Consider the following 26,174-nt stretch of genomic DNA (forward strand, 5'->3'; position numbering starts at 1 on the left):
CGCTAAGACTTGCGCTAGATAGCGAGCATTAACTTTAAGGCAATTAGATTAGAATTGCAAATAGGATGCATTAATCTTCGTCAACCTCATCATTTAATATATTGTACAAGTTCTTAGGTAGAATAATAGAAGATGGAATAGGCACCAACTTAAAAGTCCCGTCCATGTATTGAATTTTAATTGCCTTTAGTTTTGCAGTTTGCACCAAATCTGAGAACCAAACATAAGAAAACTCATAAGAGCCTGTTTCTTTTTCTTTTATTGGGCCGACTGCTTTCATAGTCCTAATTGTCTGTCCTTTTGATGAAACTACATCACCAACAGCATTATAGCCGACAAAAGAAAACCAAATATATTTTATTGTTTTCTTTGCTGGATTATACACTTCTATTTTTGCACTCGTTCCGCTTGTGTATTCACTTTCATCGTAGTAACTCCAGTTCAGAACTGCCAGTCCTTTTGTTTTTGTATTGTCTAAAAATGCAAATGCTTTCTTTAAATCATTTCTATAGATTACATCCGCAGCATAACTTGCTTTAGATTTTATGCTATCTAATTCACTAGCATCCCACGTGTCAAATGCTTTTTGATCCTCCTTGTTTATTTTTAGAAAGTCGGGGTTTATGTATAGTTTTCTGTTTTTATAATATACTTCAAAAACATCTCCATATTTATCCTTAATGAACGAGCTTACAATCACTAAAGTTTCATCATCTAGGTAGACATCATGATTACCATCAATCACACTTTTAACTGGAACATTACCATCCACAACCCCAAATATCAGATACTTTACTTGCCCAAAGGCTAACAACGGCAATAGTACGATTAGTGTTAAAAGTGTTCTTTTCATAATGAGTTTCAATTTAGTTCTATCTAATGTATGGAATAGGAATGTAAAACAAGTGATTATTTTGTATGCTGCGGTACGGGAAACCTAAAGGAATGCATAAACAGAATGGTGAGGCTTTAGGGTGCTAAAAAAATGGTGTAAGCAATCCAGTCCATACCATTTATAATTTTATCCTCATAGCAACAAAAGGAATAATCAAAGATAAGATTATTTTCAACGATAAACCACTCCAAAAGTACCCCCTTTGATACCCCTATCGAAATATAAAGCAATAAAAAAGCCTCTAACGTTATGATAAAGGCTTAATTTGCTTATTGCATTGCGGAGAGTGGGGGATTCGAACCCGCGGACCCTTTAACAAGTCAACAGTTTTCAAGACTGCCGCAATCGACCACTCTGCCAACTCTCCGCCGCAAAAGTACAAACTTGAAGCAAATCTGCAAATAATTTCTACTTAAATAATTTAATTAATATTTTAAGCCTTGCTAATCATTTAGTTAGTGGGTATAAAAAAATAAAAAAGCATCAATATACAGCTAATTTAAGCCGTTTATGTTGGGGTTTTGTGTTTGCGTTTTGACTTATGCAGCCTGTTTTGGCAAGATTTTCTCGTGTTCGACCGATAAAATTCCATTTCCTTCGATGGCAAAACAGATTAATCCAACCAATACTGAAACCGAAAACCAAAATTCTGAGTAGGGTTTAAAAATGCCTCCCGAAATATTGATAAAGAATACTGCCCCAATCAGTATAGGTAAATTAATGAGGCAAAATGTACGCGTATAGGTACCCAGGGTAATGGCTAAACCACCAATAAGGTGTAATACGATAATGAAATGCGCCAGTAAGCTGATGCTAATGGCGGTACCTAAAAATGCACCGCGCATGAGGTTGCTAAATGCCGGCATATTGATGTAAAAATCAATGCCCTTCCAGATTAAAACAAGGCCTAATAAGATTCTAAAATAATCTAACCATTTTGGGTGGTGATGATCGCCCCAGTTCTCGATTTTCTTAAGCATTTTCATAACTTATATATTTTGGTTAATACAATTTAAGGATAATAAAAGATAATAACAATGGCTGGCTAATTATTTGATTTTGAGATGGAAAATAGAAGGAATTGAGGTGTGAAAAGAAAGTTCGTCATTGGGAGTAACCATCAGTTCTGTGGCCTGAAAAAAAATAGGAATGAGATCCTATATGCGCTTTCTAATTTATTAGGTTTAAGATTTTGCATCCTGTAAAACTCATTGAGCTAAGATGTCTAATTCATTAAATAATCCTTTAGGCTTCCACACCATATAAGAAATATAAGAACACGTAAGCTTATATGGTACTTAAATGTCTTATATGGTCAAAAAAAATAACACTGAATATCAGTTTTTACATAAACGTCATTATAAGGTACGGAGCAATCTTACAACGATCGCTGCTAGCGTGTGCATTAAGATTGCTTCGTCGGCTGAAAAAGCCTTCTCAATTAAGATTCTTCGCGCTTGATAACCTTTTAAAATCACCCTTTTTTCTTTTCTGCGATCCTGCTGTTCAAATAATCAGTTGGCGACATTCCAAACTGTTTGGCAAAATTCCGTCCGAAATGAGATTGCGAGCTATAACCCACCATTTCTGAAATTTCGTAAATTTTCAGTAGCCCTTCATTTAAAAGTTCAGCAGCTTTTTTTAACCTTGCTAAATTAATCAGTTCATTCGGACTCAGGTTAGAAATAGATTTGATTTTCCGGTATAAGGTTGGCCGGCTCATGTTCATCTTTTCTGCCAGGTGTTCTACATCCAGATCCTGATCGCTGATGTTTTTGTTAATGGTATCCTGTAATTTTTCCAAAAACAACTCATCGGCCTTAGAATGGGCAATGCTTTTCAGGTGGAGGAGGGGAGAATTGGAGAAATATTCTTTGATCTTGTTTCTGTTTTTAAGCAGACTGGAAATCTGCACCTGCAAAAACTCGGGCGAAAAGGGCTTTTCTACATAGGCGTCGGCACCCAGCTCCAAACCTTCAATTTTTGATTGCAATGAATTTTTTGCGGTAAGCAAGATAACGGGAATATGGCTGAACTCCATAGTAGATTTTACTTTTGCACAAAACTCAAAACCATCCATTTCGGGCATCATTACATCACTAATAATGAGCTGAACAATTTCACGTTGTAATATTGCTAACGCTTCTATGCCGTTTCTGGCCTGTAAAACATGATATTTTTCATCCAGGTCATCCGAAATGAAATCAAGGATATCCTCATTATCATCAACCAATAATACCACGTTTTTCTCTATTTCCTGTTGATCTTTCATCATGAGCGTACCTACAATTTCTTCCATTTCCCGTTCAGGTTAAATTCAATAAGTTGATGGATGGGCAGTTCTAATACAAATATATTAAAATGGTGGTCATTAATATCCAGGTACAACTCGCCGCTATGCAACTGTGCGAGCGATTTGGAAATGGAAAGACCTATGCCAGTTCCAGTGGTGATCTGCGTTTCTTTAGCCCTGAAAAAAGGCTCAAAAATCTTCTCCTTGATTTCTGCAAGTATTTTATTGCCGTCGCTTTTAACGCAAACTTTAAATTTATCCTGTTCTGCTGATTTCGATAAACTAATTTCAGCTGTCGTTTTTCCATATTTAATGGCATTGTCTACCAAATTGCTGATGATTTTGTAAAAAGCTTCTACATCAATATAGGCCTGGAATGCTTTTTCGGGCAGGTTGATGGTATAACTGATATTCCGTTGCTCGGCTGCGGGCTGAAACTGGAGAAAAATATCCTTTAGTATCTCGCTGATATCGGCTTTTACAAAGTTCAGCGAAAATTCGCTGGTTTCGGTTTTTCTGAAATCCAACAATTGGTTGGTTAATTTGAGCAACCGATCCGTATTTCGGCCCATAATCCGTAAATTCTTTTCTATTGCAGGCACAGCATCGGCCTGTTTAATCAGTTTCTCCATCGGTCCGATAATCAAGGTGAGCGGTGTCCTGATCTCGTGGGCAACGTTGGTGAAAAACTCAATCTTCGCCTGATAAACTTCTTTTTGTTTTTCATGCTCAAAAACTTCCATGCGCCTGCTGTTTTTGAGTGCAATTTTTCGGTGGTACCTGCGCACCAGGAAGAAAATTATTCCGCTTATAGCCATCAAATAAAGCAGATAGGCTAGGGGGCTGAGGTAAAAAGGAGGACGTATTTTGATCAGAAGTTTAACGTTTTTGGTACTCCAGGTGCTGCTTCCTTCAACCAAAGCTTTCACTTCAAAAATGTAATTACCAGGGGCAAGTTTGGTAAAATAAACTTTCCGGTTGGTTTTTAAATATTCCCAATCTTTATAAAGCCCCGTCATTTTATAAGCATACTCTGTCATTTCAGGCGATAAATAACTTAAGGCAGCAAAATCGATACTAAAAGATGATTGGTTATGGTTAAGTTCGATGGTATCGGCATAAACAATTGATTTATTAGCGACAGAATCTTTCCCATGTAAACCTATTTCCAGACTGTTGACCTGAAACCCGGTTAAAAACACCGGGGGCTCATAATTTGTTGCCTTTAAATTGGCCGGATTAAAGCTTATCAGCCCTTTTACGCTCCCAAAATAGGTTCGGCCATCTTCATCCTGATAGGCAGAACTGTAGTTAAACTGATCCGTAAGTAATCCGTTGGCTTTAGAATAGGTTTTGCTTAACCCCGTAACGGGATCGAAGTGAATAAGGCCGCGTGTACTGCTAATCCAGAATTTATTTGCCGCATCTTCTTCGATCCGGAAGAGGTAATTGCTGGGAAAACCATTTTTTATTCCGTAACGTTTAAATTGATGTGTTTTCTGATCTAACCTGCAAAGCCCACCACCATCGGTAGTTACCCAAATATGCTGTTTGCTATCTTCAAAAATACTGTTTACGCTGTTATGGCTTAAACTTTTCGCATCCGCTGGGATATTTCGGTAGTTTACATGGCCTGGTCTGGATAAGTTAAACTTAAATACACCATCATTAAAGCTGCCTGCCCAGATATTACCCTTACTATCTTGCATAACCGAATCGTAAAAAATAAAAGGGAGACCAGCTATAGGGTCGAAATCATCTCTTTTGCGATTATAAAGATAAATCCCGTTGATGGTTCCAACTAAAATTTCACCCGACCGCGTTTTACAAAAAGTAACAATAAAATTGGTACGTAAGGCATTTCCAACACCTGCCTGGTAATGTTTAATTACCTTTTCTGTTTTCAGGTCTAAAACATCCAGGCCATGTTCAAAAGTGCCAATCCAGAGTTTGTCGCCGTCAACCAATAATCCGTGGATATTGGAATAGGCAATGCTTCCCGGTTTTCCATCTGGTAAAAAGTGTTTAAACACGCCTGTTTTTACGTCGAGTTTGTTTAGTCCAGCATCCTCCGTACCAATCCATAAATGGCCATCCCGATCTTTTGTAATTTCCCTCACATCGCTTCCACTGATGGAATTTGTGTCTTTTTGCGGAAAGTATTTGGTAAACAGCGAAGTATGGCTCGAATAGTAATTTACCCCTCCAAAGTAAGTGCCAGTCCAAACTCCTCCTTCACGGTCGACACAAATGCTATAAACGGCATTATCGCTTAAAGAATAATCGTTATTATATTGTTTTTTAAGGTGGATGATTGCCCCATTTTTATCATTATAAATGTAAATGCCCGATTCTGTAGCAATCCAAAATTCATGCGGGCCTGTTTTTTTGATATCCCGAACAAAAATTGGCGTTTGGTCGTCGTTTAATCTGAGTATATTTTTTGATGTTAAAGTAACAGGGTTGAAAAGTTTAACACCTTGATTGGTCGTGCCAACCAATAAATTTCCATTTTCAGTCTCTGCAATTCTGGATACCCAGCCATATTCGGTTTTGGCATTTTTTCCATTAATATTAAACTGCTGAAAATTATTCGTTTTAGGGTTGTATTTTTCCAACGTTCCCTTTCCGGTACTGATCCATACACTGCCATCTTTTAAAATAGTAACTAGTGAGGCATCGAACGGTGCATTAAGGCCAAAAGCCTGTAGTTTCCTGGTACGCTTTTGAAATAAATATATCTTGAATGAAGATAGAATCCATAAATTTCCACGCTGATCGCTCGCCAGGTCTGTAATCCGCATCCCTTTAGTTGCTGCAATAATGGCGAAGGTTTCTTTTATTGGATTGTATTGATACACGCCGTTGTTTGTACCAACCCAAAGTGTTTGTTCGTGATCGTGGTGAAGTGCAGAAATCAGATCATTGCCCAAACTACCAGCTTTTTCGGTATCGTTTCGGTAGGTTTTAAAAGAATATCCATCAAACCGGTTCAGGCCATCTTTAGTGCCAAACCACATAAAGCCATTTCCATCCTGCACGCTACAAAAGGCCGTATTATTAGAAAGCCCGTTCTCTACCTGGTAATGCCTGAAATAGTAAGGTTGCGCCCAAAGCAGGTTGGCCGAAAATAACAGGTATAAAAGGATGATGAGTTTTTTCAAGAGATATTGGTCAGCAGCTTCAAATATATTAAAGAAATGTTTTGCTTTCAGGTTAATTTGAATTTGAGAGGATACGTAGAAAAATTGAGACAGATTCCATTTTTATTTGTGAAAGACTTAAAGATAGAAACTCAGTTTTTATAGAAATGAAACTGCGAACTGCCAACTGCAAATTGTAAACTGCCAACTGCCAACTGTAAACTGATTTGGGCGTTCCCTAAGCTACGCAAAGGTCGGGCTTTTCAGGGCTGCGCTTCGCTCCGGTACCGATGAAGGATCGGTACTGAACCCTTACAATCCCTAACGCAAAACCCACGGCTTTATAGACCTCGCAGGTTTTTAAACGGCGCAGTCCTCAATGAGGCCATTAAAAATAAATACAACGCTGAATTAAACATGCGAGGTCTGACCTAAATTAGGACTACAGGCCTGTGTTAAATAAACCTGATAGAACGGAAAGCCCGGAGCTCGATTTTTCATCGGGAGAGGACTTTAAGAGATAGCAGGGCCTCCCTAACCGAAATGTGCTAGCCCCATCATTTTCAAAAAAAAATGACCACTTCAGCAACATATCGGTAACGCGACAAAACTGTCAATTGCAAACTGTTAATTGATATGGGCGTTCCCTAAGCTGCGCAAAGGTCGGGCTTTTCAGGGCTGCGCTTCGCTCCGGTACCGATTAAGAATCGGTACTGAACCCTTACAATCCCTAACGCAAAACCCACGGCTTTATAAACCTCTGTAACTAAACCTGATAAAACGTAAAACCTGTATGCATCTTTTTATCTGTAGCTAACTTATTGCAAAACGTTACCATAAGTAAATTATCTGTGTGCATCCTGCTTATCTGTGGTTAATTATATTTCTGTAATCCCTCCACACAAATCGAGACAAAATGGAGAAAGATTGATACAAATGCGTATCCCGCGCTAATGCTAAAAACTGAATCTTTGAAAAGAATTAAATCGAACTAAAACCATTTACTTCTAGTATTTAACCAAATTCCTAACCAAATATGAAAAGAAGTTTATTCTACTATGGCGGCTTTGTACGCATGGATTGGTACTTGCTTCAAAAGATGTTTTTGAAACGCAAAATCCTCTCTGCTATTTTTACCACAATTACCTTACTCTTACTTTCATTTCAGCTCATTGCACAGGAACAAAGTACCGTGACCGGTACCGTGACTGATGAAAAGGGCGAAACAGTTGTAGGTGCCAGCATTAAAATTAAAGGTACCAGCACAGGGGCAACTACTGATGCTGAAGGAAAATTTAAAATCCAGGTGGCCGATAAAAATGCAACCCTGATTTTTATTTATGTAGGTTATGTCAACCAGGAAGTTGCATTGGCAGGTCGTTCGCAGGTTAACGTTAAACTTAAACCCTCCAACAACGATCTTTCAGAAGTGGTGGTAGTGGGGTATAACACACAGAAAAAAGAAGCCATTACGGGGGCCATCTCTTCCATTAGCAGTAAAGACCTCGAGAAAGTGCATGGCGGTTCAACCGTGAGTACTGGCCTTGCTGGTAAACTGCCCGGGGTATCGTTCAGGATGCCTGATGGTAGACCGGGATCAAGTGCTAACATCCAGATCCGTAACATGGGTAATCCGTTATACGTAATTGATGGTATTCAACAGGATGCAGGGCAGTTTAATAATATCTCGCCCAACGATATCGAAACTATCAGTGTGCTAAAAGATGCTTCGGCCGCTATTTATGGTAGCAGGGCCGCTAACGGGGTAATTTTAGTAACCACTAAAAGAGGTAAAAATAGTACGCGTAATACCTTCAGTGTTGATGCTTATACCGGATGGCAGAACTGGGTGCGTTTCCCTGAAACTACCGATGCTTACCAATGGATGTTGGGAAAGGCTACCGCAGAATTAAACCAGAACGGCAAAACAGATATTACGCCATCCGAACTTGAAAAATGGAAAGCCGGAACAGAATATGGCTATCAGAGCCAGAACTGGAGGGATATCATCATTGCGCCAAATGCACCGCAATCTTCGATTAATTTAAGTGCTTCTGGTGGCAGCGACAAAGTGAATTATTACTTCTCGGGTACACACCTTGATCAGAAAGGGGTGTATGGAACGGAACGTGAATTCGATTTTAACCGGACCAACATCCAGAGTAATATAGAAGCTAAAATAACCGACCGTTTTAAAGTAGGAATGTTGATCAACGGCCGTATAGAAAGCCGCGATCAGCCAGGTGTACCGGGCGGTGACGATTATTTTGCTGCACGTTTTGCGCTTTTGAGAAACAGGCCAACTGAACAGGCTTATGCCAATGGTAATCCAAATTACCCGAATGATATCGGGCATAATACCGAACAGTTTGCCGTACAGAGCAAGGCTTTAACCGGTTACTGGAAATCAGACTGGAGGGTTTTACAAACCAATTTATCAGCAAGTTATGATACGCCTATAAAAGGTTTAGAAATAAAAGGTTTATACTCTTATTACATTGCCGATAACGTCATAAACGGCCATGAGTATACCTACAATGTCTATACTTATCATCCGGAAACTGGTGTTTACGAAGAAAAAGTTGGAAGTTCTAACCCTTACCGGGAACGTAGAAACGAAAAGATTTACACCAATACCTATCAGCTACAGGCTAACTACAACCGTACTTTTGGTAAACATACCGTTGGGGGTGTTTTGGTAGCGGAGCGGTTAGACCGTTTTAGGACCTACACTTTCCAGCATGCCGTACCACAGACCAATATTCTGCCTGTTTTGCAGTTCGCCGATATGGACGGACAGGATTTTGCCGATATTCAGGAAGAAGAGGCCCGCGTTGGTTATGTGGCGAGGTTAAACTATAACTATGATAACAAATATTACCTGGAACTTTCTGGCCGTAGAGATGCCTCATGGAAGTTTGCACCCGACAGGCGTGTAGGTTATTTCCCTTCAGCATCAATCGGTTGGAGAATTACCCAGGAGAAATTTATGAAATCGCTTTTAGGTGAAAGTACGATCTTAAATGATTTAAAACTCCGTGCCTCCTATGGACAGCTTGGAGATGATGATTTGCGCCTTAATCCATTTCAAGAACCTCGCCTCGATCCGTATGCTTACATTCCTGGATACAGATATAATCAAGGAACTGTGATTTTGGATGGAAAGAATATTACAACCTCAAGGGATAAGGGGCCGATTATCAATAACCTCACCTGGCTTACCAGCAAGATTACCGATATCGGCTTAGACTTTGTGATGTTTAACAACAAACTTTCAGGAACAGCTGATTATTTTTATAGAAAACGTACTGGTTTACCGAATCTTAAAAATGATGTGGTGGCTCCGATTGAACTGGGCTATAGTTTAAGTCCTGAAAACCTGGAAAGTGATGCGCAGTTCGGAGCTGAATTCGCGTTAAATTACAGGGATAAGATTGGAGAATTTAACTACAATGTTGGTGGAAATATTTCCATTAGCCGAAGAAAATTTTTAGAGCAGTATAAACCGCGTTACGGCAACTCGTGGGACAATTACAGAAATAGCTATAACCAGCGTTATACCGATATTTTCTGGGGATATGAGGTAACCGGGCAGTTCCAGAACGTTGACGAGATCAATAGTTACAAAGTAAACATTGATGGACAGGGAAACCGCTCTTTATTGCCGGGCGATTTAATTTATAAGGATCAAAACGGCGACGGTGTGATTAATGACCTGGATCAAAGACCGATCGGATATACCACACAAGGCCAGCCGAACATCGGCTTCGGTTTTACCATAGGCGGTTCTTACAAAAACTTTGATTTTTCAGCCGATTTTTCAGGCGGAGCCCTGTACTCATGGAACCAGAACTGGGAACAGCGCTGGGCATTCCAGAACACAGGTGCTTTATTGCAGAGTTTTGCTGATGACAGCTGGCACCGTACCAATCCATACGACCTGAACAGCGCATGGATCCCAGGGAAATATCCTGCATTGCGCTTCAATGATGGTGGACATAGTAATTACAACAAAAACTCTACTTTCTGGTTGCATAATGTAAGGTATCTGCGTGCCCGTACGCTTGAGATCGGTTATACTATACCTAAAAGATGGGCTGAAAAAATCAAGATCCAGAATGCCAGGGTTTATGTTAACGGATATAACCTCTTTTCTATCGATAACCTGAAAGATTATGGTGTAGACCCTGAAATTGCAGATGATAACGGATTACAGTATCCACAGAACAAGTTTTTTAATATCGGTATTAAATTAACGCTGTAACATGAAAAAGACTAATCAGATGAAAAAAATTATATATGCATTTGCTGCCATTGCCTTTTTGAGTTTTGCGCAGTCGTGTAAAAAAGATTCAGAATTTTTAGATAAACAACCTACCAGTACCCTACCCATTGATGCGGTATGGAAAGATCCGAACCTCGTGCTCACTGTTGTTGGCGATCTCTACGATCGTTACCCGGATTATCAGACCATTGAAGGATGGTGGGCTTTTGCCGATTTTGACGAAGGTTTTGCCTCCGCCAGCGGTGATTATTTCCGTCACCAGAATTTAGAATATGGTTATGGTATGTGGGCGTATTGGGACATGGGGGTTTATGGTTATATCCGCGACCTGAATATGTTTATTAAACGTGGACAGGAATCTACTGCTTTAAAGGCAGAAGACCGCGACCGTTTCCTGGCCGAAGCACGCTTTATCAGAGCGGGTGTATATTTCGAAATGGTAAAAAGAATGGGTGGCGTGCCTTTGATCACAACCGTTTTAGACTATAATTATAGCGGCGATCCAAGTTACCTTCAGTTTCCAAGGGCAAAAGAAACCGAAATTTATGATTTTGTGATTTCAGAACTGGAAGCCGTAAAAACCATACTGCCTGATAATCCAACCGTGCAGAGCAGGGCTACAAAAGCTGCGGCACTTGCTATGGAATCAAGAGCAGCATTATATGCAGGCGCTATCGCCAAATACAGCAACTCGCAGTTAAGCTTGCCTGGTGGAGAGGTGGGTATATCTTCAAGCCTGGCCAATGCTTATTTCACAAAGTCCTTAGCTGCTGCAAAAGAGATTATCGATGGCGGTAAATATTCGCTATACAAAAAGAACCCTAACTTATCCGAAAATTTCGCTTCGCTTTTTACCGATAAAGGCAGTAATCCGGAAGTGATTTTTGCGAAAGATTTTAAATTGAAAACCAATAAGGTTCATGGTTTTACGATCGATAACCAGCCACGTTCTTCAGCAGAGGAAGCGCAGGGCGGGCGTTTAAACCCATCGTTAAACCTTGTTCAGTCTTTCGAAAAACTGGATAATACTTATGCATCCATGGCCTCGGTTGATGGAAGTGGTAACCCGGTTTATTACAGTGGTATCACCGATATTTTTGCGGGTCGTGACGCACGTTTGGCTGGGACCGTGATTCTTCCGGGAACGCAGTTTAAAGGCAAAACCGTTGATATCTGGGCTGGCTACCAATTGGCCGATGGTTCTATCGTAACAGGCGATAACTTCGGACAGAACAAAACGAATGTTCTTCCGGGAAATGCAGGTTCTGTACAGGTGGTTGGTGCTGATGGTCCTGTAGATGGACTCGAATTCAGTGCACAGTCAGGCTTTTACGTTCGCAAATATTTAGACCCGGCAACAGGTTCAGGACAGATCGGTACCCGCAGTGATGTTTGGTGGATCCGCTACCGTTATGCCGAGGTATTGTTAAATGCGGCCGAAGCGGCTTTTGAATTGGGCGATCCCACTACAGCAGCCAACTATATTAAACAAGTAAGAGACCGTGCAGGATTAACTGTTGCTTTAACCCCGGCGCAGATTACTTTCGACCGTATTGTACACGAACGTAAAGTAGAATTAGCCTTCGAAGGACATGAACTTTGGGATATGAAACGCTGGAGACTGGCTGATAAAGTTTGGAACGGCAATAACATGTCTGCAGCCGATTTTATTAATGCAAACAACATTGGCAGCGCAACACGCACCAGTACGCAGGTATTTGGCTTGTGGCCATACAAATATTATAACCCTGGCAACGCCAACCATTTGAAATACATTTTTAAAGTGATCAAACCAAGCCGTGTAACCGCTGCACACCGTTTCCGTATCGGAAATTACTACTCTTCAATCGGGCAGGATGTACTTAACGGAAACCCTAAAATTGTAAGAAACCCTAACCAATAAGCAGATATAGATATGAAAATTAGATTTTATTTCATGATAGGGGCACTTATTGCCGTTCTTTTTGCTTCATGTAAAAAAGATAACTACGAAGCACCTGAAGCCGATTTTACAGGGCGGATCGTTTATAAAGGGGAACCCATCGGTGTTCAATATGGCCAGGTTAATTTCGAACTCTGGCAGTCAGGTTTTGGGAATTATTCCGCGCTGAATGTTAATGTGAGCCAGGATGGAACCTATTCTGCCAAATTATTCAACGGAGACTATAAACTGGTTTTTTCTGCAAACCAGGGGCCTTTTTTATGGAAAAAGAATGCTGCCGGAAGACAGGATACCATTGCGGTAAATATAAATGGCAGTAAAACCATGGATATTGAGGTAATGCCTTACTACATGATCCGCGGAGCCACACTTAGCGCTGCAGCAGGTAAAATAAATGCTTTCTGTAAACTAGAAAAAATCATCACCAATGCCGATGGCAAGGATATTGAAAATGTATCACTGTACATTAACAAAACACAATTTGTAGATGGTAGCAATAACATTGCTACCCAGCAGATCAGTGGTGCAGCCATTGCCGATCTCAACAACCTGAACATGAGTGTTACGATCCCAGGCATTACACCTACTCAAAATTATGTTTTTGCCAGGATAGGTGTTAAAATTGCCGGTGTTGACGATTTGATTTTTACACCTGTAAGTAAAATAAGTTTTTAGTTGAAAAATACCAAATTGTCATCCTGAGCCTGTCGAAGGACCAGCTTAAATAACTGGAAGCGTTTCGACGGGCTCAACGTGACATATTTGAAGGTCGGTCGTCATTCCCAATCGGGTTGGGAATGACGATCAACATAAGTATATCAATAATCAATATCTTACCCTTAGCAGATCATATTAAATGAAATATATTTTCGCCTTTTTTTTATGCTTCTTCGTATTTTCTATCGGTAAAAACGTGTTTGCAAAACCGCTAAATGATACCCTTTATCTTGCCGATCCGACCATTTTTGTAGATCAAGGCAGTTATTATTTATATGGTACGAGTAGCGATCAGGGCTTTTTGGTTTATGTTTCAAAAGACCTTAAAAACTGGAGCAAAAAGTCAGAAAATTATGGATTTGCTTTAAAAAAAGGTGATGCTTTTGGAAGCAAAGGTTTTTGGGCTCCACAGGTATTTAAAAGAGGGAATAATTATTTCATGGCCTACACCGCCGATGAGCAGATTGCCATTGCTCAAAGCAGAAGTCCATTAGGCCCATTTAAGCAGAAAACATTAAAAGCCATTTCTGGTGTTGGAAAACAGATCGATCCCTTTGTATTTACCGATATTGACGGGAAAAATTACCTTTATCATGTCAAACTTGACAATGGCAACCGGATTTATGTATCTGAACTGGAGGCCGATTTTTCAGATGTAATCCCAAACACTGCAAAGGAATGTTTATCGGGAACCGAATTTTGGGAAAATACCACAAAAACCGATTGGCCGGTAACCGAAGGTCCAACGGTTTTGAAAAAGAACAATCTTTATTACCTTTTTTATTCAGCAAACGATTTTCGAAATCCCGATTATGCTGTAGGTTATGCCACTTCTGGCTCACCAACCGGGCCGTGGACGAAATATGCGGGAAACCCGATCATTAACAGAAAGTTGTTGAAATTCAATGGAACTGGTCACGGCGATTTTTTTATCGATAAAAACGGGACTTTGCAGTATGTATTTCACACGCATCATAACAATCAAAAGGTGTCGCCAAGGGCTACAGCTATTATAAAGGCTGCTTTTGTCAAAGATAAAAACGGTACTGAACAAATGCATGTCGACCCTAAAAGTTTTCGCTTTTTAATGCAGAGCGCAAATTGATTGCTTTTGTAGAAATTTTGAAACAAAAGAAGGCTGGTTTCAGAAAAGAAATTACTTTTTTTAAAGATTGATAAAATGCAGCAGCCTGAAAAAAATAGCAGGTGTAAAGCTTTAAAAATGAATAAATTGAAACTAAAATTACTTTTCGCACTTTGCCTGTTGGTGATGGGAGGGTTAAATGCACAAACATTTACCAATCCCTTATTGCCATCCGGTGCTGACCCTTATAGTTATTATAAAGATGGTTATTACTATTATACCCATACCACTGGTAACCGTGTAGACCTTTGGAAAACCAAAACCCTTGATGGCCTTAAAAATGCCGAGCGGAAAACCATCTGGAAAGCGCCTGCCGGAACGATGTACAGTAAAGAAATCTGGGCACCTGAAGTCATATTTTTGAGGGGGAAATGGTATGCCTATTTTGCTGCTGATGATGGCAAAAATGAAAACCACCGCATGTATGTATTGGAAAACGATTCCACCGACCCGATGAAGGGGGAATGGGTATTTAAAGGCAAGGTTGCTGATCCTACCAATAAATGGGCCATAGATGGCGATGTTATCGATTTTAAAGGCCAACTGTATATGATCTGGTCGGGCTGGGAAGGAAATGAAAACGGTAAACAGGAAATTTTTATGGCTAAACTTAAAAATCCGTGGACGGTAGATGGAAACCGCGTAAAAATTTCTACCCCAAAATTTGACTGGGAAAAAAATGGTGATCTGGGCGGTGGTGCTCACGTTGATGTAAATGAGGGGCCACAATTTCTGGTACATGGCAATAAAATTTTTATCATTTATTCAGCCAGTGGCTGCTGGACAGATTTTTATGCCTTGGGCATGCTTTCGGCTTCAGCAAAAAGCAACCTGATCGATCCAAAATCCTGGACGAAAGCCGATAAACCTGTTTTTCAACAATCGCCAAAAGATGGCGTTTATGCCCCTGGTCACAATTCGTTTTTTAAATCGCCTGATGGTAAAGAGAACTGGATTCTATATCATGCCAATGATAAACCCGGGCAGGGCTGCGGAGGTTTCCGTTCTCCAAGGGCACAAAAATTTATATGGAATGCTGATGGTACCCCGAATTTTGGAACTCCGGTAAAAGCGGGATTGAGTTTACGATCACCATCAAACCGAAATAAAAAATAATCAGATAAATACCGATATGAATTTAAAAAACTATGCGCTAATTACTATCCTGAGCCTAAGCATTAGCACTGGCTTTGCGCAAAAAACAAAAAAAAGTACCGAACTTGCAAAAGTTTGGTCAGTAGAAAAGGCCAATGCCTGGTATAACGAGCACAAATGGCTAACTGGCGCAAATTACATTCCATCTAATGCCATCAACCAGTTGGAAATGTGGCAAGCAGATACCTTTTCGTCCGATTTGATTGATAAAGAACTTGGCTGGGCAGAAGGCATTGGCTTTAACACGCTCCGTGTTTTCCTTTATAGCAAAGCCTGGAGCCAAGATCCGGAAGGTTTTAAAAAACGCATGGACCAGTTTTTAACCATTACCCAAAAACATGGCATCAAACCCATGTTTGTCTTTTTCGACGATTGCTGGAACAAAACTTCGGCCATTGGCAAACAACCTGAACCAAAAATGGGTATCCACAATTCGGGCTGGTTACAGGATCCAGGTGATCCGGCTTTCAAAGAAGAAGCCAATTTCCCTGAACTGGAAAAATATGTAAAAGATGTGCTTATGCATTTTGCGCATGACAAAAGGATTTTGCTTTGGGACTTATATAATGAGCCTGGAAACAGCGGAAAATTGGAAGCAACTATTCCTTTGTTAAACAAAACCATCAGCTGGGCACGCGCAGTTAATCCGGATCAACCGATTTCAATTGGCTTATGGAGTTGGGGTTTCGAAAAACTTAACGCCATACAGCTCGCCAATTCGGATATTATAACCTACCATAATTATGAGGCACCGGAGTGGCACCAGCGTACCATTGATCTGCTAAAAGCAAGCGGCAGACCGCTGATCTGCACTGAATACATGGCACGATCACGCAATAGCCGTTTTTCCAATATCCTCCCGATGCTAAAAAATGGAAATGTTGGCGCTATAAACTGGGGTTTCGCTGCAGGCAAAACCAATACCAAATATGCATGGGATACCCCACTTGCCGATGGATCTGAGCCGATCGAATGGTTTCACGAGATTTTTCAGCCCGATGGTACACCATACCGCCTGGACGAGGTTAACCTGATCAAAAAACTCAATAATAAATAAATTTTATCAGTAGGGAGATCCGAAGAAGGACTTTATAAAATTATTGTCAGTCTGAGCGTAGTCGAAGACCCCTAGTTAAAAAAGTCCTTCTACAGACTATCATTGGCAAACTCCAATAAAATAGTCGTCATCTCGACTGTAGCGCAGCGAAATGGAGAGATCTATCTAGACAGATTTCTCGACTGCGTTGCACTCCGCTCGAAATGACGGTAACTTGGGGGTTTTTACGGAGTAGATTAATTGCTGTCATTATTGACTTTACGAAACAAATAGATCCCCATGAAACTGTTCCCTGCTTAAATAAAACTTAATTTAAACACCCAAATTTAAACCAATGAATAAAAAAGTATCTATTTTCTTATCGCTGCTGGGGCTCTCACTTTCCCTATCTGCACAGCAGCAAGACAAATCATGGTCGATGGTGAAAGGGAAGATCTCTTCTCCATGGGCAAAGGAAATTAATCCTAAGAATGTATTACCAGAATATCCGCGTCCTCAGCTTGAGCGTACGGGTAACTGGAAAAACCTGAATGGTCTTTGGGATTATGCCATTTCCGGAAAATCGCAGCGTCCGGCCATTAACCAGGGTAAAATTTTAGTTCCCTTTGCTGTAGAATCTGCGCTTTCTGGTGTGGGTAAAACGGTTGGTAAAGACAGTTTACTATGGTATAAAACCGTATTTACAGTGCCTTCGAACATGAAAGGCAAAGAAATTTTGCTTCATTTCGGTGCTGTTGACTGGAGATCGACCGTTAGCATTAACGGCAAAGAAGTAGGGGAACATGAAGGCGGTTTTGATCCTTTTAGTTTTAACATTACGCCATTTTTAAATAAAAGCGGCAACCAGACCTTAACTGTAGAAGTTTGGGATCCGACAGATGAAGGACCTCAACCAAGGGGTAAACAGGTTAAAAGACCTGAAGGCATCTGGTACACTCCGGTAACGGGCATCTGGCAAACGGTATGGATCGAAGCGGTAAACAAATCACATATCGATCACATTAAAGTAACCCCTGACATCGATCAGCAATTATTGGCTGTTACGCCAGTTTTAAAGGGAGCCTCTTCAGGCGATCAGGTAAAAGTTTCGGCCTGGGATGGCACGACAAAAGTTTCTGAACAAACCGGTGATGGCAGCGGCGCAATTACCTTAAAAATAGCCAATCCAAAGTTATGGAGTCCTAAAAGTCCGTTTTTATATGATTTAAAAGTTGAGCTGCTAGCCAAAAACAAGAAGGTTGATGAGGTGAAAAGTTATTTCGCCATGCGTAAAAGCTCGATTGGCAAAGATCAGAACGGCATCCAACGCATGTTATTGAACAACGAATTTGTTTTTCAGTACGGTTCTCTTGATCAGGGCTGGTGGCCAGATGGGCTTTACACTGCGCCGACTGATGCTGCTTTGAAATTCGATGTGGATAAAACCAAAGAAATGGGTTTCAACATGATCAGAAAACACATTAAGGTAGAACCAGCCCGTTGGTATTACTATTGTGATAAAGCCGGAATGTTGGTTTGGCAGGACATGCCGAGCGGCGATCTGGGTAATGGCTGGGAAAATCGTCCGGGTGTTTTAGACCATGGTTCTGATCAAAAGAGGACCGCCGAATCAGAAGGCTATTATAAAAAGGAGTGGAACGCCATTATCGATGCACTTTATAATGTGCCTTCTATCGTAGTGTGGACACCTTTTAACGAAGCCTGGGGCCAGTTTAAAACTGTAGAAATTGCCAAATGGACCAAGGAGAAAGATCCTTCGAGATTAGTAAATACCGCTAGTGGAGGTAATTTCCATCCGGTAGGTGATATTATTGATCTGCACAACTATCCACATCCTGCAATGCCAAGTCCCGATTATTTTGGAAAAGAATATGCCTTAGTATTGGGTGAGTTTGGTGGACTCGGACTGCCTATTGATGGCCATGTATGGCAACAGAAAAATAACTGGGGTTACCAGAGTTTTAAAAACAAAACAGATCTGTTTAACAAATACGCAGAGTTTGCCAAACGTTTAGAAGAATTAATTCCTTTGGGGCTTTCTGCCGGAGTATATACCCAAACTACTGATGTTGAAGTAGAGACCAATGGACTGATGACCTACGATAGAAAAGACATTAAATTTTCAGAAGTACAGATGAAAGCTTTGCATGACAAATTATACCAGATTAATGTACCGGTGCAGAAATAAAATTAATAAAGATAAGTCGTCATTGCGAGAAGGCTTTTTCAGCCGACGAAGCAATCTTAATGCGGTAGCAGTTAGCGATCGTTTAAGATTGCTTTGTGGCTGGCGCAGTGACGATTAATTTAAACTCAAATACATGGTAATGATGAGAAAAAAAATAACCTTTTCGTGGTATGCTGCCTTATGGGTAATCGCTAAACTTCTTCTGATCACAAACCTGTTATCGGCACAAACCGTAATAGAGCCTGTAATTGCAGGAGATTTTGCCGATCCCTCCATTATCCGGGCCAATAATCAATATTATGCGGTGGGTACTTCATCTGAATGGGCACCTCATTTTCCTATCTACAGCTCAAAAGATCTGCTGAACTGGAAACAGACGGGTTATGTTTTTGACAAGGCACCAGCATGGACATCTGGTTCGTTTTGGGCACCGGAATACGATTATCATGATAAAACCTATTTCATTTATTATACCGCAAGAAGGAAAAAGAACAACGTTTCATGCATTGGTGTGGCCACTTCAAAATATCCCGATAGGGGCTTTATTGATCAGGGTATCATTATAGAATATGGAAAGGAAGCAATTGATGCATTTGTTTACCTTGACGGCAATACGCGTTACATTACCTTTAAGGCTTATGGTTTAGATAATCGTCCAATTGAGATTTTGGCCTGTAAGCTAGCCAAAAACGGACTTAAAGTAGAAGGAGAGCCATTTTCTTTGCTTAAAGATGACCAAAAGATTGGTTTGGAAGGGCAGAGTATCCTGAAAAAAGATGGCTATTATTATCTTTTCCATTCTGCCGGAAATTGCTGTGGCGCACAATGCGATTATAATGTAAGGGTGGCCAGATCAAAATCTTTTGCCGGACCTTACGAGCTTTATGCTGAGAATCCCCTGTTAACGGAAAATGAATATTGGAAATGTTCAGGGCACGGTACCTTTGTAAAAGCTGCAGATGGAAAAGATTATTACCTCTACCATGCCTACAATAAAAAGACCAATATTTTCTCGGGAAGACAGGGCATGTTAGCGCAATTGAGCTGGCCATCGAAAGGCGGATGGCCGGTTTTAAAAGAACAATCAGGTCCAAACCTTAATCGGGATTTGAAACTGAACTTCACCAAGCCCCAAAGAGATGAAAATTGGCAATGGGATTTTAGAAACTCAACGCCAATAATTTCGCAAAAGAAAGGGCAGCTTCATTTATCCGGGATTATTAATAAAGATAACCTAAGCGGGATAGCATTAACCGTTAGACCTATATCAACAACTTTTGAAGCGACTACGACAGTAACAAATACCAATAATGCACTAAAAGGTTTAGTGTATTATGGCGATGCAGGCTCGGCTATAGGCATTGGCATAGCTGGAAATGAAATAGAATTTTGGAAAGTAGAAAATAAAACCAGAACAGTGCTTGCAAAGGTGGAAATACCAACAACAGTTCCGGTTGAGCTTAAAATGAAAGCCGCAGATGATTTAAGCTTGCTTGTATCTTTCAGGAAACCTAATGAAGAATGGCAAAATGTTCCGGTAAAGGAAAAAATTACGGTTAACTTTTTACCACAATGGGATAGGAGCCCGCGTATTGGTCTTCATTTTAATGGAAGTGTTGGTCAGGATGCTGACTTTTCCACTTTTGAATTAAAGTATTGATTTCTGTGCCGGGAGATGTTACCATCTGACGAATATTTAAATTTTTGTTTATGGCGCAGTCAAATGTTTCCGTCTGACCGTAATTCAATTTTATAGTAAAACAACATTGTGTCAGATGGTAACATCAGACACCACTAAGAAATCCGATGAAAAACAGAACTCACATATTGCATGACAAAAAAACGAAGGTTATTACGCCCTCGCCAGCCTAAACTCATTGTAACACATTATAATATTAAACCCGAGGAAAATGATGTTCTCCGAACTCACTTTCAATCTATTGATATCAACTCCTAAAATAGAAGAAATAAACAGCGTAGAGAATACCAGTATTGCACTCAAAAATATACTGATAAAAGCCGAATGCAGCAACATTGTAATCCTGAATAGGTTTGCCTGAAAGAAATATTCGGGGTTGCGGATCATCTGTACCAGGTTAACGATAATGAAAAAGCCTATAAGCACCACGTAAACGTTCATATAGGGCGTGGCATTATCCCATGCCAACAGATCAAAATATCCTTTCGAAGCGAAATAAATAATAATTCCGAGGCAAATCAGGGTTTTAAGGGCCATCCAGAATTTTTTGCCCGAAAACAGGAGATGCAATTTAGGGTATTTAACGCTATCGACATGGTTGGCGATTCCCAATAATTTAGCAGACGGAGGTACAAAAGGATTAAACATGCCTAACAGTATAAGCATAATGGTACTCATAAACTGAAAAATGGCATCACTAATCAGCCGCTCCATTTTTTCCTGATTAAGTAAGGTATCGTTCGAATAGGTAAATATCGATAACGAGATAAGTATAATAACCACAAGATGAAATATTACACCTGCATAATTGTTTAAACCGGGTTTGTTTATTTGCTGCCCTTCGGTAGTTTGCGATTTGTTACTTAATGAGAATTTAGCAGATAGTGCTTTAAGCGAACTGGCTGCGCCCCTTGCCATCAGGGCAATGGCAAGAACAAAAATTCCGATACCAATAATAAAGGAGGCGATACCTGCGGCTTCAAAACTGTATAATCCAAGCAGAAAAATAAGCGTTCCGATGCTAAGCGCCATATGTTTATACTTGATTTTGGTTAAACCATGCATGTTGAGCAGAATGGTGTAAAACAGTCCAAATGCGGCACCTATGGCGATGGCCATTAATAGTTTTGCTATGATATTTCCGGGCATAGTTTAGATAAAAAGCTGTTTGCTAACGATAATCAAATTTTTACTTCAGTAAGGCCATAGAAAGTATCGGAAAAGGTTTTCCTGCTCCATCCCGCTCACTCCGTTCGTAGGTTACAAAACCAAGTTTTTCATAAAAACCTACTGCTTGTTCATTCTGCTCATTTACATCTACCGTATTGACATCATGTTTATCTTTTGCAAAATCAATCAACGTTTTACCGAGTCCTTTTCCTCTGGCATCTGGATGGATAAAGAGCATCTGGATCGATTTTTTATTGATGCCTATAAAACCCATCACCTCTTTTTCAAACTTAACAGCATATAACCGTACCTGATCAAAATATTCAGTTAAAATCAGCGAGCGGTAGGTCATAATATCATTCTCAGAAAGAAAATGGTGTGTTGCCCTTACCGAACTTTCCCACACTGTAATCAATTTTTCGTACGCTTTTTTGCCTGCCGGTTCAATTAACACTTCTTTCATGGTTTTTCATCCTATCTAATACATATTCGGTTTCAGCAATAAAATTTTCTATCGGATTGGTCTTGCCAAAGTCGGCTAAGGTGAGTTCGGAAGTGCCTGATAATTTTTTAAATTTTAAACGCACATCAGTACCGTTATAAAGCCCGTTATAAGTTTTGCGTACAATACTGAATCCTGCGAACTTATTGAAAGTATAACTTTTAAACAATAATCCGATCCGGTAAACCTTAATCTTTTGCGTACTTACATCAAAAACAATTCTTTTGGTGATGGTGAGCACAAAGAGTGTAATAGGAATTAGCACAATAACAGACAGTTGCTGGTCGCTATCGGTTGGCTGTGTTTTGGTAAAAAGGTTATACCAAAAATAACAGGCAAAAAAGCCGAAAAATATGAGCACAGGCAAATATTTTATACTGCTACCATACTTTAAACGGAAGGTATTATGATCAGCAATATAATAAGTCAATATGCCCAGATCAATCGGATTAGGCTGCACAATTACCTGTTTTGCAGCTTTTGAACTGATCATGTTTTTTATAGCGCTCAGTACCAGGCTGTCGTAATGCTTTTTATCCTTATCCTCTTCACTGCTGAACGATGGGGAAATGCGGTAACCCTTGCCAAAGCGGTCATCTTTACTTTTGAGGTAATAAGCCAGTCCGAAACGGATTTGTGGATCAATTGAGGCCACTTGATTAAAACTCATCAACAGCTTTTTGCTATAAATGGTTTTAAGATAAACAGCTTGGTTAAAAGCATCGAAAATCACTTTTCTTTTACCATAGATAAAAAATGGGATACAGGCCAGGATTAGTGGTAGCATAATAAAGTAGCTGGCAAAATATTTAGCCTCAATGTCCAAAAAATCACCTTTAACCATGATTAAGATTATAGTTAAGGGCATTGCCAATAGCAGCGCAACAATGGCCAGGCCAACAGGAATTAAAAATGCGAATGGTTTAACTGTAATGGATTGTTCATCGATATGATAATACTTTGCCATAACTTATAAACGCTGTTGCTTTGCCCTTTTTCTTTTAACAACACCAATAATATACATCAGGATAAAGAACGGTATAAGCAGTATCCAAGGATTATCGCTTAATCTGCCCAGCAGTGTAATTTTGGCATCATCCCAATCGTGGATGTCTTTTTCTACCAAAAGTTCATTTTTTAAAGTCATTTTAAAAATGGTCACTTCTCGTTTATCGCCCATTATAAAACGCGATATGGCTTTGCCTACACCACCCTCACGTGCAGCTGAGAGTTGGGATTTTAATGCTTTTACTTCTACCGTATCTCCCTGCTTAATTTTCTCAGCCAATGCTTTTTCATCATCGGTACTGCCTTGCCATGGTAAGCGGAGGCTAATTTCTTCTTTTTCGGGTTTAATAAACAGATAGGAAATCAAAACGCGGTCGTTCTGTTTTTTTTCCATTACCCAAAGTTCTTTCACCACAAATTTTTTCGTTGTAAAATCAGCTTCTGTACGTGTCTTGGCTTCGTTGGTGGTTTGATCGAAAGTGTTGAAAATCCAGAAGGTTACGCCGGATAAAATAATAAAGACCGCGAGAACTGCGAAGATGATTTTTTTTGTCATAGAACAATAATCAAGTATACGTTAAATTATTTGCCCCCTGTAATGATGAAGAGCGCAGCTAATAAACGCATGGTTCGCTAAAAAGTTTGTAAACTTAGATTGTTTTGTTTCTTTAAAGTGTTAAGGATAAGAAATTAAGTGTAATTGGGAATGTTATTAATCTTCGATCCTCCAGTCAACAATCCTTAGTTCATCGCCTACATTAATAATTCCTGAATACTGGTGCAGTAAATTTTGCCCGAACAGGATTTTTTTGTTGATGGTGCGGTAGCCGGCCAACGTTCTCAGTGGTTCCTGTCCTTTTTCACCTGTTTGCTGATCAATGGTAATGAGTACACATCTTGCACAGGGTTTTACCGCCGAAAATAGAATCTCGCCAATGTAAAATGCTTTAAAACTGTCCTCAATGTGAGGCTCACCACCTATAAAAACAAAATTTGGACGGAAACGATCCATTTTTATCGGGTTTTCGAGTTTTTCATTCAGCCCGTCAAGCGAAGATTGACCGATAATCAGACAAGGATAACCATCGGCAAAACTCACTACTTCATTGTTCGATGCATATCTTGGGTCTACCATTCTTTTCTCCGCCACCGGCATTTTTACCAGTTTTACTTTAAATTTCAGGAAATCAGAAAACCAATCGCTTACCTCGGTATTTACTTCTGTGCCTACAGCGGTATCATTCCAGATCACAACTGAAATTTGTTCTCCGGTATCTTCATCCAAAGAAAAGGATATGTTTTGCGCAGGCAATTTTTTATGAGAAACGCTTAATTTACCATCTGCAATGTTTACCTGTAGTAGTGCCAGTTCAAAATGCTTCCTTTGGGTAATAAAGATTCCTTCTTCGTCAATAAGCATCCATCTTCTGTCGTATTGTAAGCCGCTTTCTTCGAGTTTTGCTGTCTGAAGACTGATGCCTCCCAGCGATTTAATCGGATAGATGTTTATTTCAGAAAGGACAAATTTGCTCATGATTTAAAGATAAATCACTTTTTTGATTTATACTATTTATCATTGGTTTGGACAAAAATAAAAAGTCATTGTTCTTCAATGATGGCTTAAAGTGATTTTTATCCCTTCAAAATTTGAATAAGATCATCATTGATATAAAATACTTCTCTACCATCTTTAGAGGCGCTCACTATTTTGGCATCTTCAAGTTCTCTAAACTATTTAGTCAGTGTCGTTCTTGAGCTAACACCAAGAAGGTCTCCAATAAATTTAGGTTTAATATAGGGCTGGCTGAAAATAGCTTCATTAATTTCTTTGTTATACCACTTGATTTTAGATTTTCCATAAGATAGGGTGGCTTCCATCTGATTCAGAATACTTATGATTAACTGGTTAGTTAATACGGCAGTTTTTTCAACCGCATCAAGCATATATAGGAGCCAGGGTTTCCATGAATTCCGCTGAGTAACTGCCCCTAAGTGATAATAGTAATCATCTTTGTTTAGGATGATGTATTTGGACAGATATAATATAGGTTGTTGTAATAAATCTTTGTTGACCAAATATAAAAGATTTAAAATTCGTCCTGTTCTTCCATTTCCATCGGTGAATGGCTGTATTGCTTCAAATTGATAATGGGCGATACACATTTTTATAAGTGGGTCTGATGGGTACTTAATATCATCGTTTAGATATTCAATCAAATTGTCCATTTTTACTTCAATTATTCCCTCTCCTCTAGGTGGGGTATATATAATCTCGCCTGATCTAAATTGACTTTGCCCTCTTCTAATCACCGTTAAACTTTGTTGCGGCCTGAAACTTGCCGTAGTATTTTAATCTGTCTAAATGTACTGATGATGCAATCTTTATCTATTTTCCCATTTGTTAGGATCAGTTTATACCCTTCCCAAAGAGCCTCACGATACCTTAATACCTCTTTTGTTGCGGCTTAATATTTTCTTCCCTAAGTGTATCTGAAACGGCCTTATATAATTCATCCTCAGTAGTGAATATATTTTCAATCGCAGTTGAGGTTTGTGCTTCCTGTAGTGCAATCGTGTTAGCTAACATTGTTGGATTAGGTAAGCGGTAAAGGCTACTATTTGTTGTAGCTAATGCTCCTGAAGCTGTTACTAATTTTTTTAAAATATCTATGTCATCCTCAATACTTTCTTGTGGGGGCAAGAGTGGGAGATCATTGAAAGGACGCGTTCTATCATATACCATAAACGTTCATTTAATTATGTACTTAAACATATGTGCATAATACTGGTTATTAATGGACATATTTCAATTATGTGTTCACATTTGATGTAATATTGGACATATAGCAAAAATATAGAAATATTTTGTCTAAGCATCGAATTGGCTGGTTCTATCCCCTACACTTCTTTTATTAGTCTATTCTGAATAAATTTATGGATTGGAAATAACGAAAATCAAGAAATAAAATATAGGAA

Annotated in this window: 19 protein-coding genes and 1 tRNA gene; 8 read left to right on the plus strand and 12 right to left on the minus strand. The window is 39.6% G+C overall.

The genetic code is table 11. The annotated features are described in order from the left end of the window. Positions 1-70: 70 nt before the first annotated feature. The 5 genes from ACUN24_RS10095 to ACUN24_RS10115 form a co-directional block, all read right to left on the minus strand. A complete protein-coding gene (locus tag ACUN24_RS10095; RefSeq protein WP_445562380.1) occupies positions 71-853 on the minus strand; it encodes a hypothetical protein in 783 nt (260 codons plus the stop codon). Between the two features lie 322 nt (positions 854-1,175). Next, a tRNA-Ser gene (locus ACUN24_RS10100) sits at positions 1,176-1,262 on the minus strand. 172 nt (positions 1,263-1,434) lie between these two features. Beyond that, positions 1,435-1,875, minus strand: coding sequence for a DoxX family protein (locus ACUN24_RS10105; protein WP_244095032.1), 441 nt, complete (start codon positions 1,873-1,875; stop codon positions 1,435-1,437). A gap of 494 nt (positions 1,876-2,369) precedes the next feature. Further along, entirely contained in the window at positions 2,370-3,194 is an 825-nt protein-coding gene (locus ACUN24_RS10110; protein WP_445562381.1) for a response regulator transcription factor, read from the minus strand. Beyond that, complete coding sequence (locus tag ACUN24_RS10115) at positions 3,179-6,352, minus strand: ligand-binding sensor domain-containing protein (RefSeq protein ID WP_445562382.1); 3,174 nt, start codon at positions 6,350-6,352, stop codon at positions 3,179-3,181. The genes ACUN24_RS10110 and ACUN24_RS10115 overlap by 16 nt, the downstream gene beginning before the upstream one ends. Positions 6,353-7,367: 1,015 nt before the next feature. Here ACUN24_RS10115 and ACUN24_RS10120 point away from each other — a divergent pair. The 8 genes from ACUN24_RS10120 (at position 7,368) to ACUN24_RS10155 (ending at position 20,479) form a co-directional block, all read left to right on the plus strand. Then, a complete protein-coding gene (locus tag ACUN24_RS10120) occupies positions 7,368-10,595 on the plus strand; it encodes a SusC/RagA family TonB-linked outer membrane protein (protein WP_445562383.1) in 3,228 nt (1,075 codons plus the stop codon). A gap of 19 nt (positions 10,596-10,614) precedes the next feature. Beyond that, positions 10,615-12,519 carry a RagB/SusD family nutrient uptake outer membrane protein gene (locus ACUN24_RS10125; RefSeq protein WP_445562384.1) on the plus strand — a complete coding sequence of 635 codons (1,905 nt, stop codon included), beginning with the start codon at positions 10,615-10,617 and terminating at the stop codon, positions 12,517-12,519. A gap of 12 nt (positions 12,520-12,531) precedes the next feature. Next, positions 12,532-13,233 carry a DUF3823 domain-containing protein gene (locus ACUN24_RS10130; RefSeq protein ID WP_445562385.1) on the plus strand — a complete coding sequence of 234 codons (702 nt, stop codon included), beginning with the start codon at positions 12,532-12,534 and terminating at the stop codon, positions 13,231-13,233. A 181-nt stretch (positions 13,234-13,414) separates the two neighbouring features. Further along, a complete protein-coding gene (locus ACUN24_RS10135; RefSeq protein ID WP_445562386.1) occupies positions 13,415-14,380 on the plus strand; it encodes a glycoside hydrolase family 43 protein in 966 nt (321 codons plus the stop codon). 117 nt (positions 14,381-14,497) lie between these two features. Then, entirely contained in the window at positions 14,498-15,535 is a 1,038-nt protein-coding gene (locus tag ACUN24_RS10140) for a glycoside hydrolase family 43 protein (protein WP_445562387.1), read from the plus strand. Between the two features lie 16 nt (positions 15,536-15,551). Next, positions 15,552-16,631 (plus strand): 1,4-beta-xylanase, encoded by a 1,080-nt coding sequence (locus ACUN24_RS10145; protein ID WP_445562388.1) that lies wholly within the window; start codon positions 15,552-15,554, stop codon positions 16,629-16,631. Between the two features lie 334 nt (positions 16,632-16,965). After that, positions 16,966-18,819 (plus strand): glycoside hydrolase family 2 protein, encoded by a 1,854-nt coding sequence (locus ACUN24_RS10150; RefSeq protein ID WP_445562389.1) that lies wholly within the window; start codon positions 16,966-16,968, stop codon positions 18,817-18,819. 139 nt (positions 18,820-18,958) lie between these two features. Then, the gene (locus ACUN24_RS10155) at positions 18,959-20,479 is read left to right on the plus strand and encodes a glycoside hydrolase family 43 protein (protein ID WP_445562390.1); all 1,521 of its coding nucleotides are present in this window, start codon (positions 18,959-18,961) and stop codon (positions 20,477-20,479) included. Between the two features lie 192 nt (positions 20,480-20,671). On the opposite strand, the gene ACUN24_RS10160 is transcribed toward ACUN24_RS10155, so the two are convergent. From ACUN24_RS10160 to ACUN24_RS10190, 7 genes are all read right to left on the minus strand, one after another. Then, positions 20,672-21,667, minus strand: coding sequence for a hypothetical protein (locus ACUN24_RS10160; RefSeq protein WP_445562391.1), 996 nt, complete (start codon positions 21,665-21,667; stop codon positions 20,672-20,674). Between the two features lie 40 nt (positions 21,668-21,707). Then, positions 21,708-22,151: a GNAT family N-acetyltransferase gene (locus ACUN24_RS10165; protein ID WP_445562392.1), complete on the minus strand. Its 444-nt coding sequence runs from the start codon at positions 22,149-22,151 to the stop codon at positions 21,708-21,710. After that, positions 22,132-23,157, minus strand: coding sequence for a hypothetical protein (locus ACUN24_RS10170; protein ID WP_445562393.1), 1,026 nt, complete (start codon positions 23,155-23,157; stop codon positions 22,132-22,134). The genes ACUN24_RS10165 and ACUN24_RS10170 overlap by 20 nt, the downstream gene beginning before the upstream one ends. 3 nt (positions 23,158-23,160) lie before the next feature. Beyond that, complete coding sequence (locus tag ACUN24_RS10175; RefSeq protein ID WP_445562394.1) at positions 23,161-23,754, minus strand: hypothetical protein; 594 nt, start codon at positions 23,752-23,754, stop codon at positions 23,161-23,163. A gap of 156 nt (positions 23,755-23,910) precedes the next feature. Next, positions 23,911-24,732, minus strand: a complete 822-nt coding sequence (locus ACUN24_RS10180; RefSeq protein ID WP_445562395.1) for an MOSC domain-containing protein — start codon at positions 24,730-24,732, stop codon at positions 23,911-23,913. Positions 24,733-24,929: 197 nt separating this feature from the next. Beyond that, positions 24,930-25,508, minus strand: a complete 579-nt coding sequence (locus ACUN24_RS10185) for a Fic family protein (protein WP_445562396.1) — start codon at positions 25,506-25,508, stop codon at positions 24,930-24,932. Positions 25,509-25,641: 133 nt separating this feature from the next. Beyond that, a complete protein-coding gene (locus ACUN24_RS10190; RefSeq protein ID WP_445562397.1) occupies positions 25,642-25,941 on the minus strand; it encodes a Fic/DOC family N-terminal domain-containing protein in 300 nt (99 codons plus the stop codon). Between the last annotated feature and the right edge of the window lie 233 nt (positions 25,942-26,174).

It is taken from the genome of Pedobacter sp. WC2501 (genome assembly GCF_052682415.1).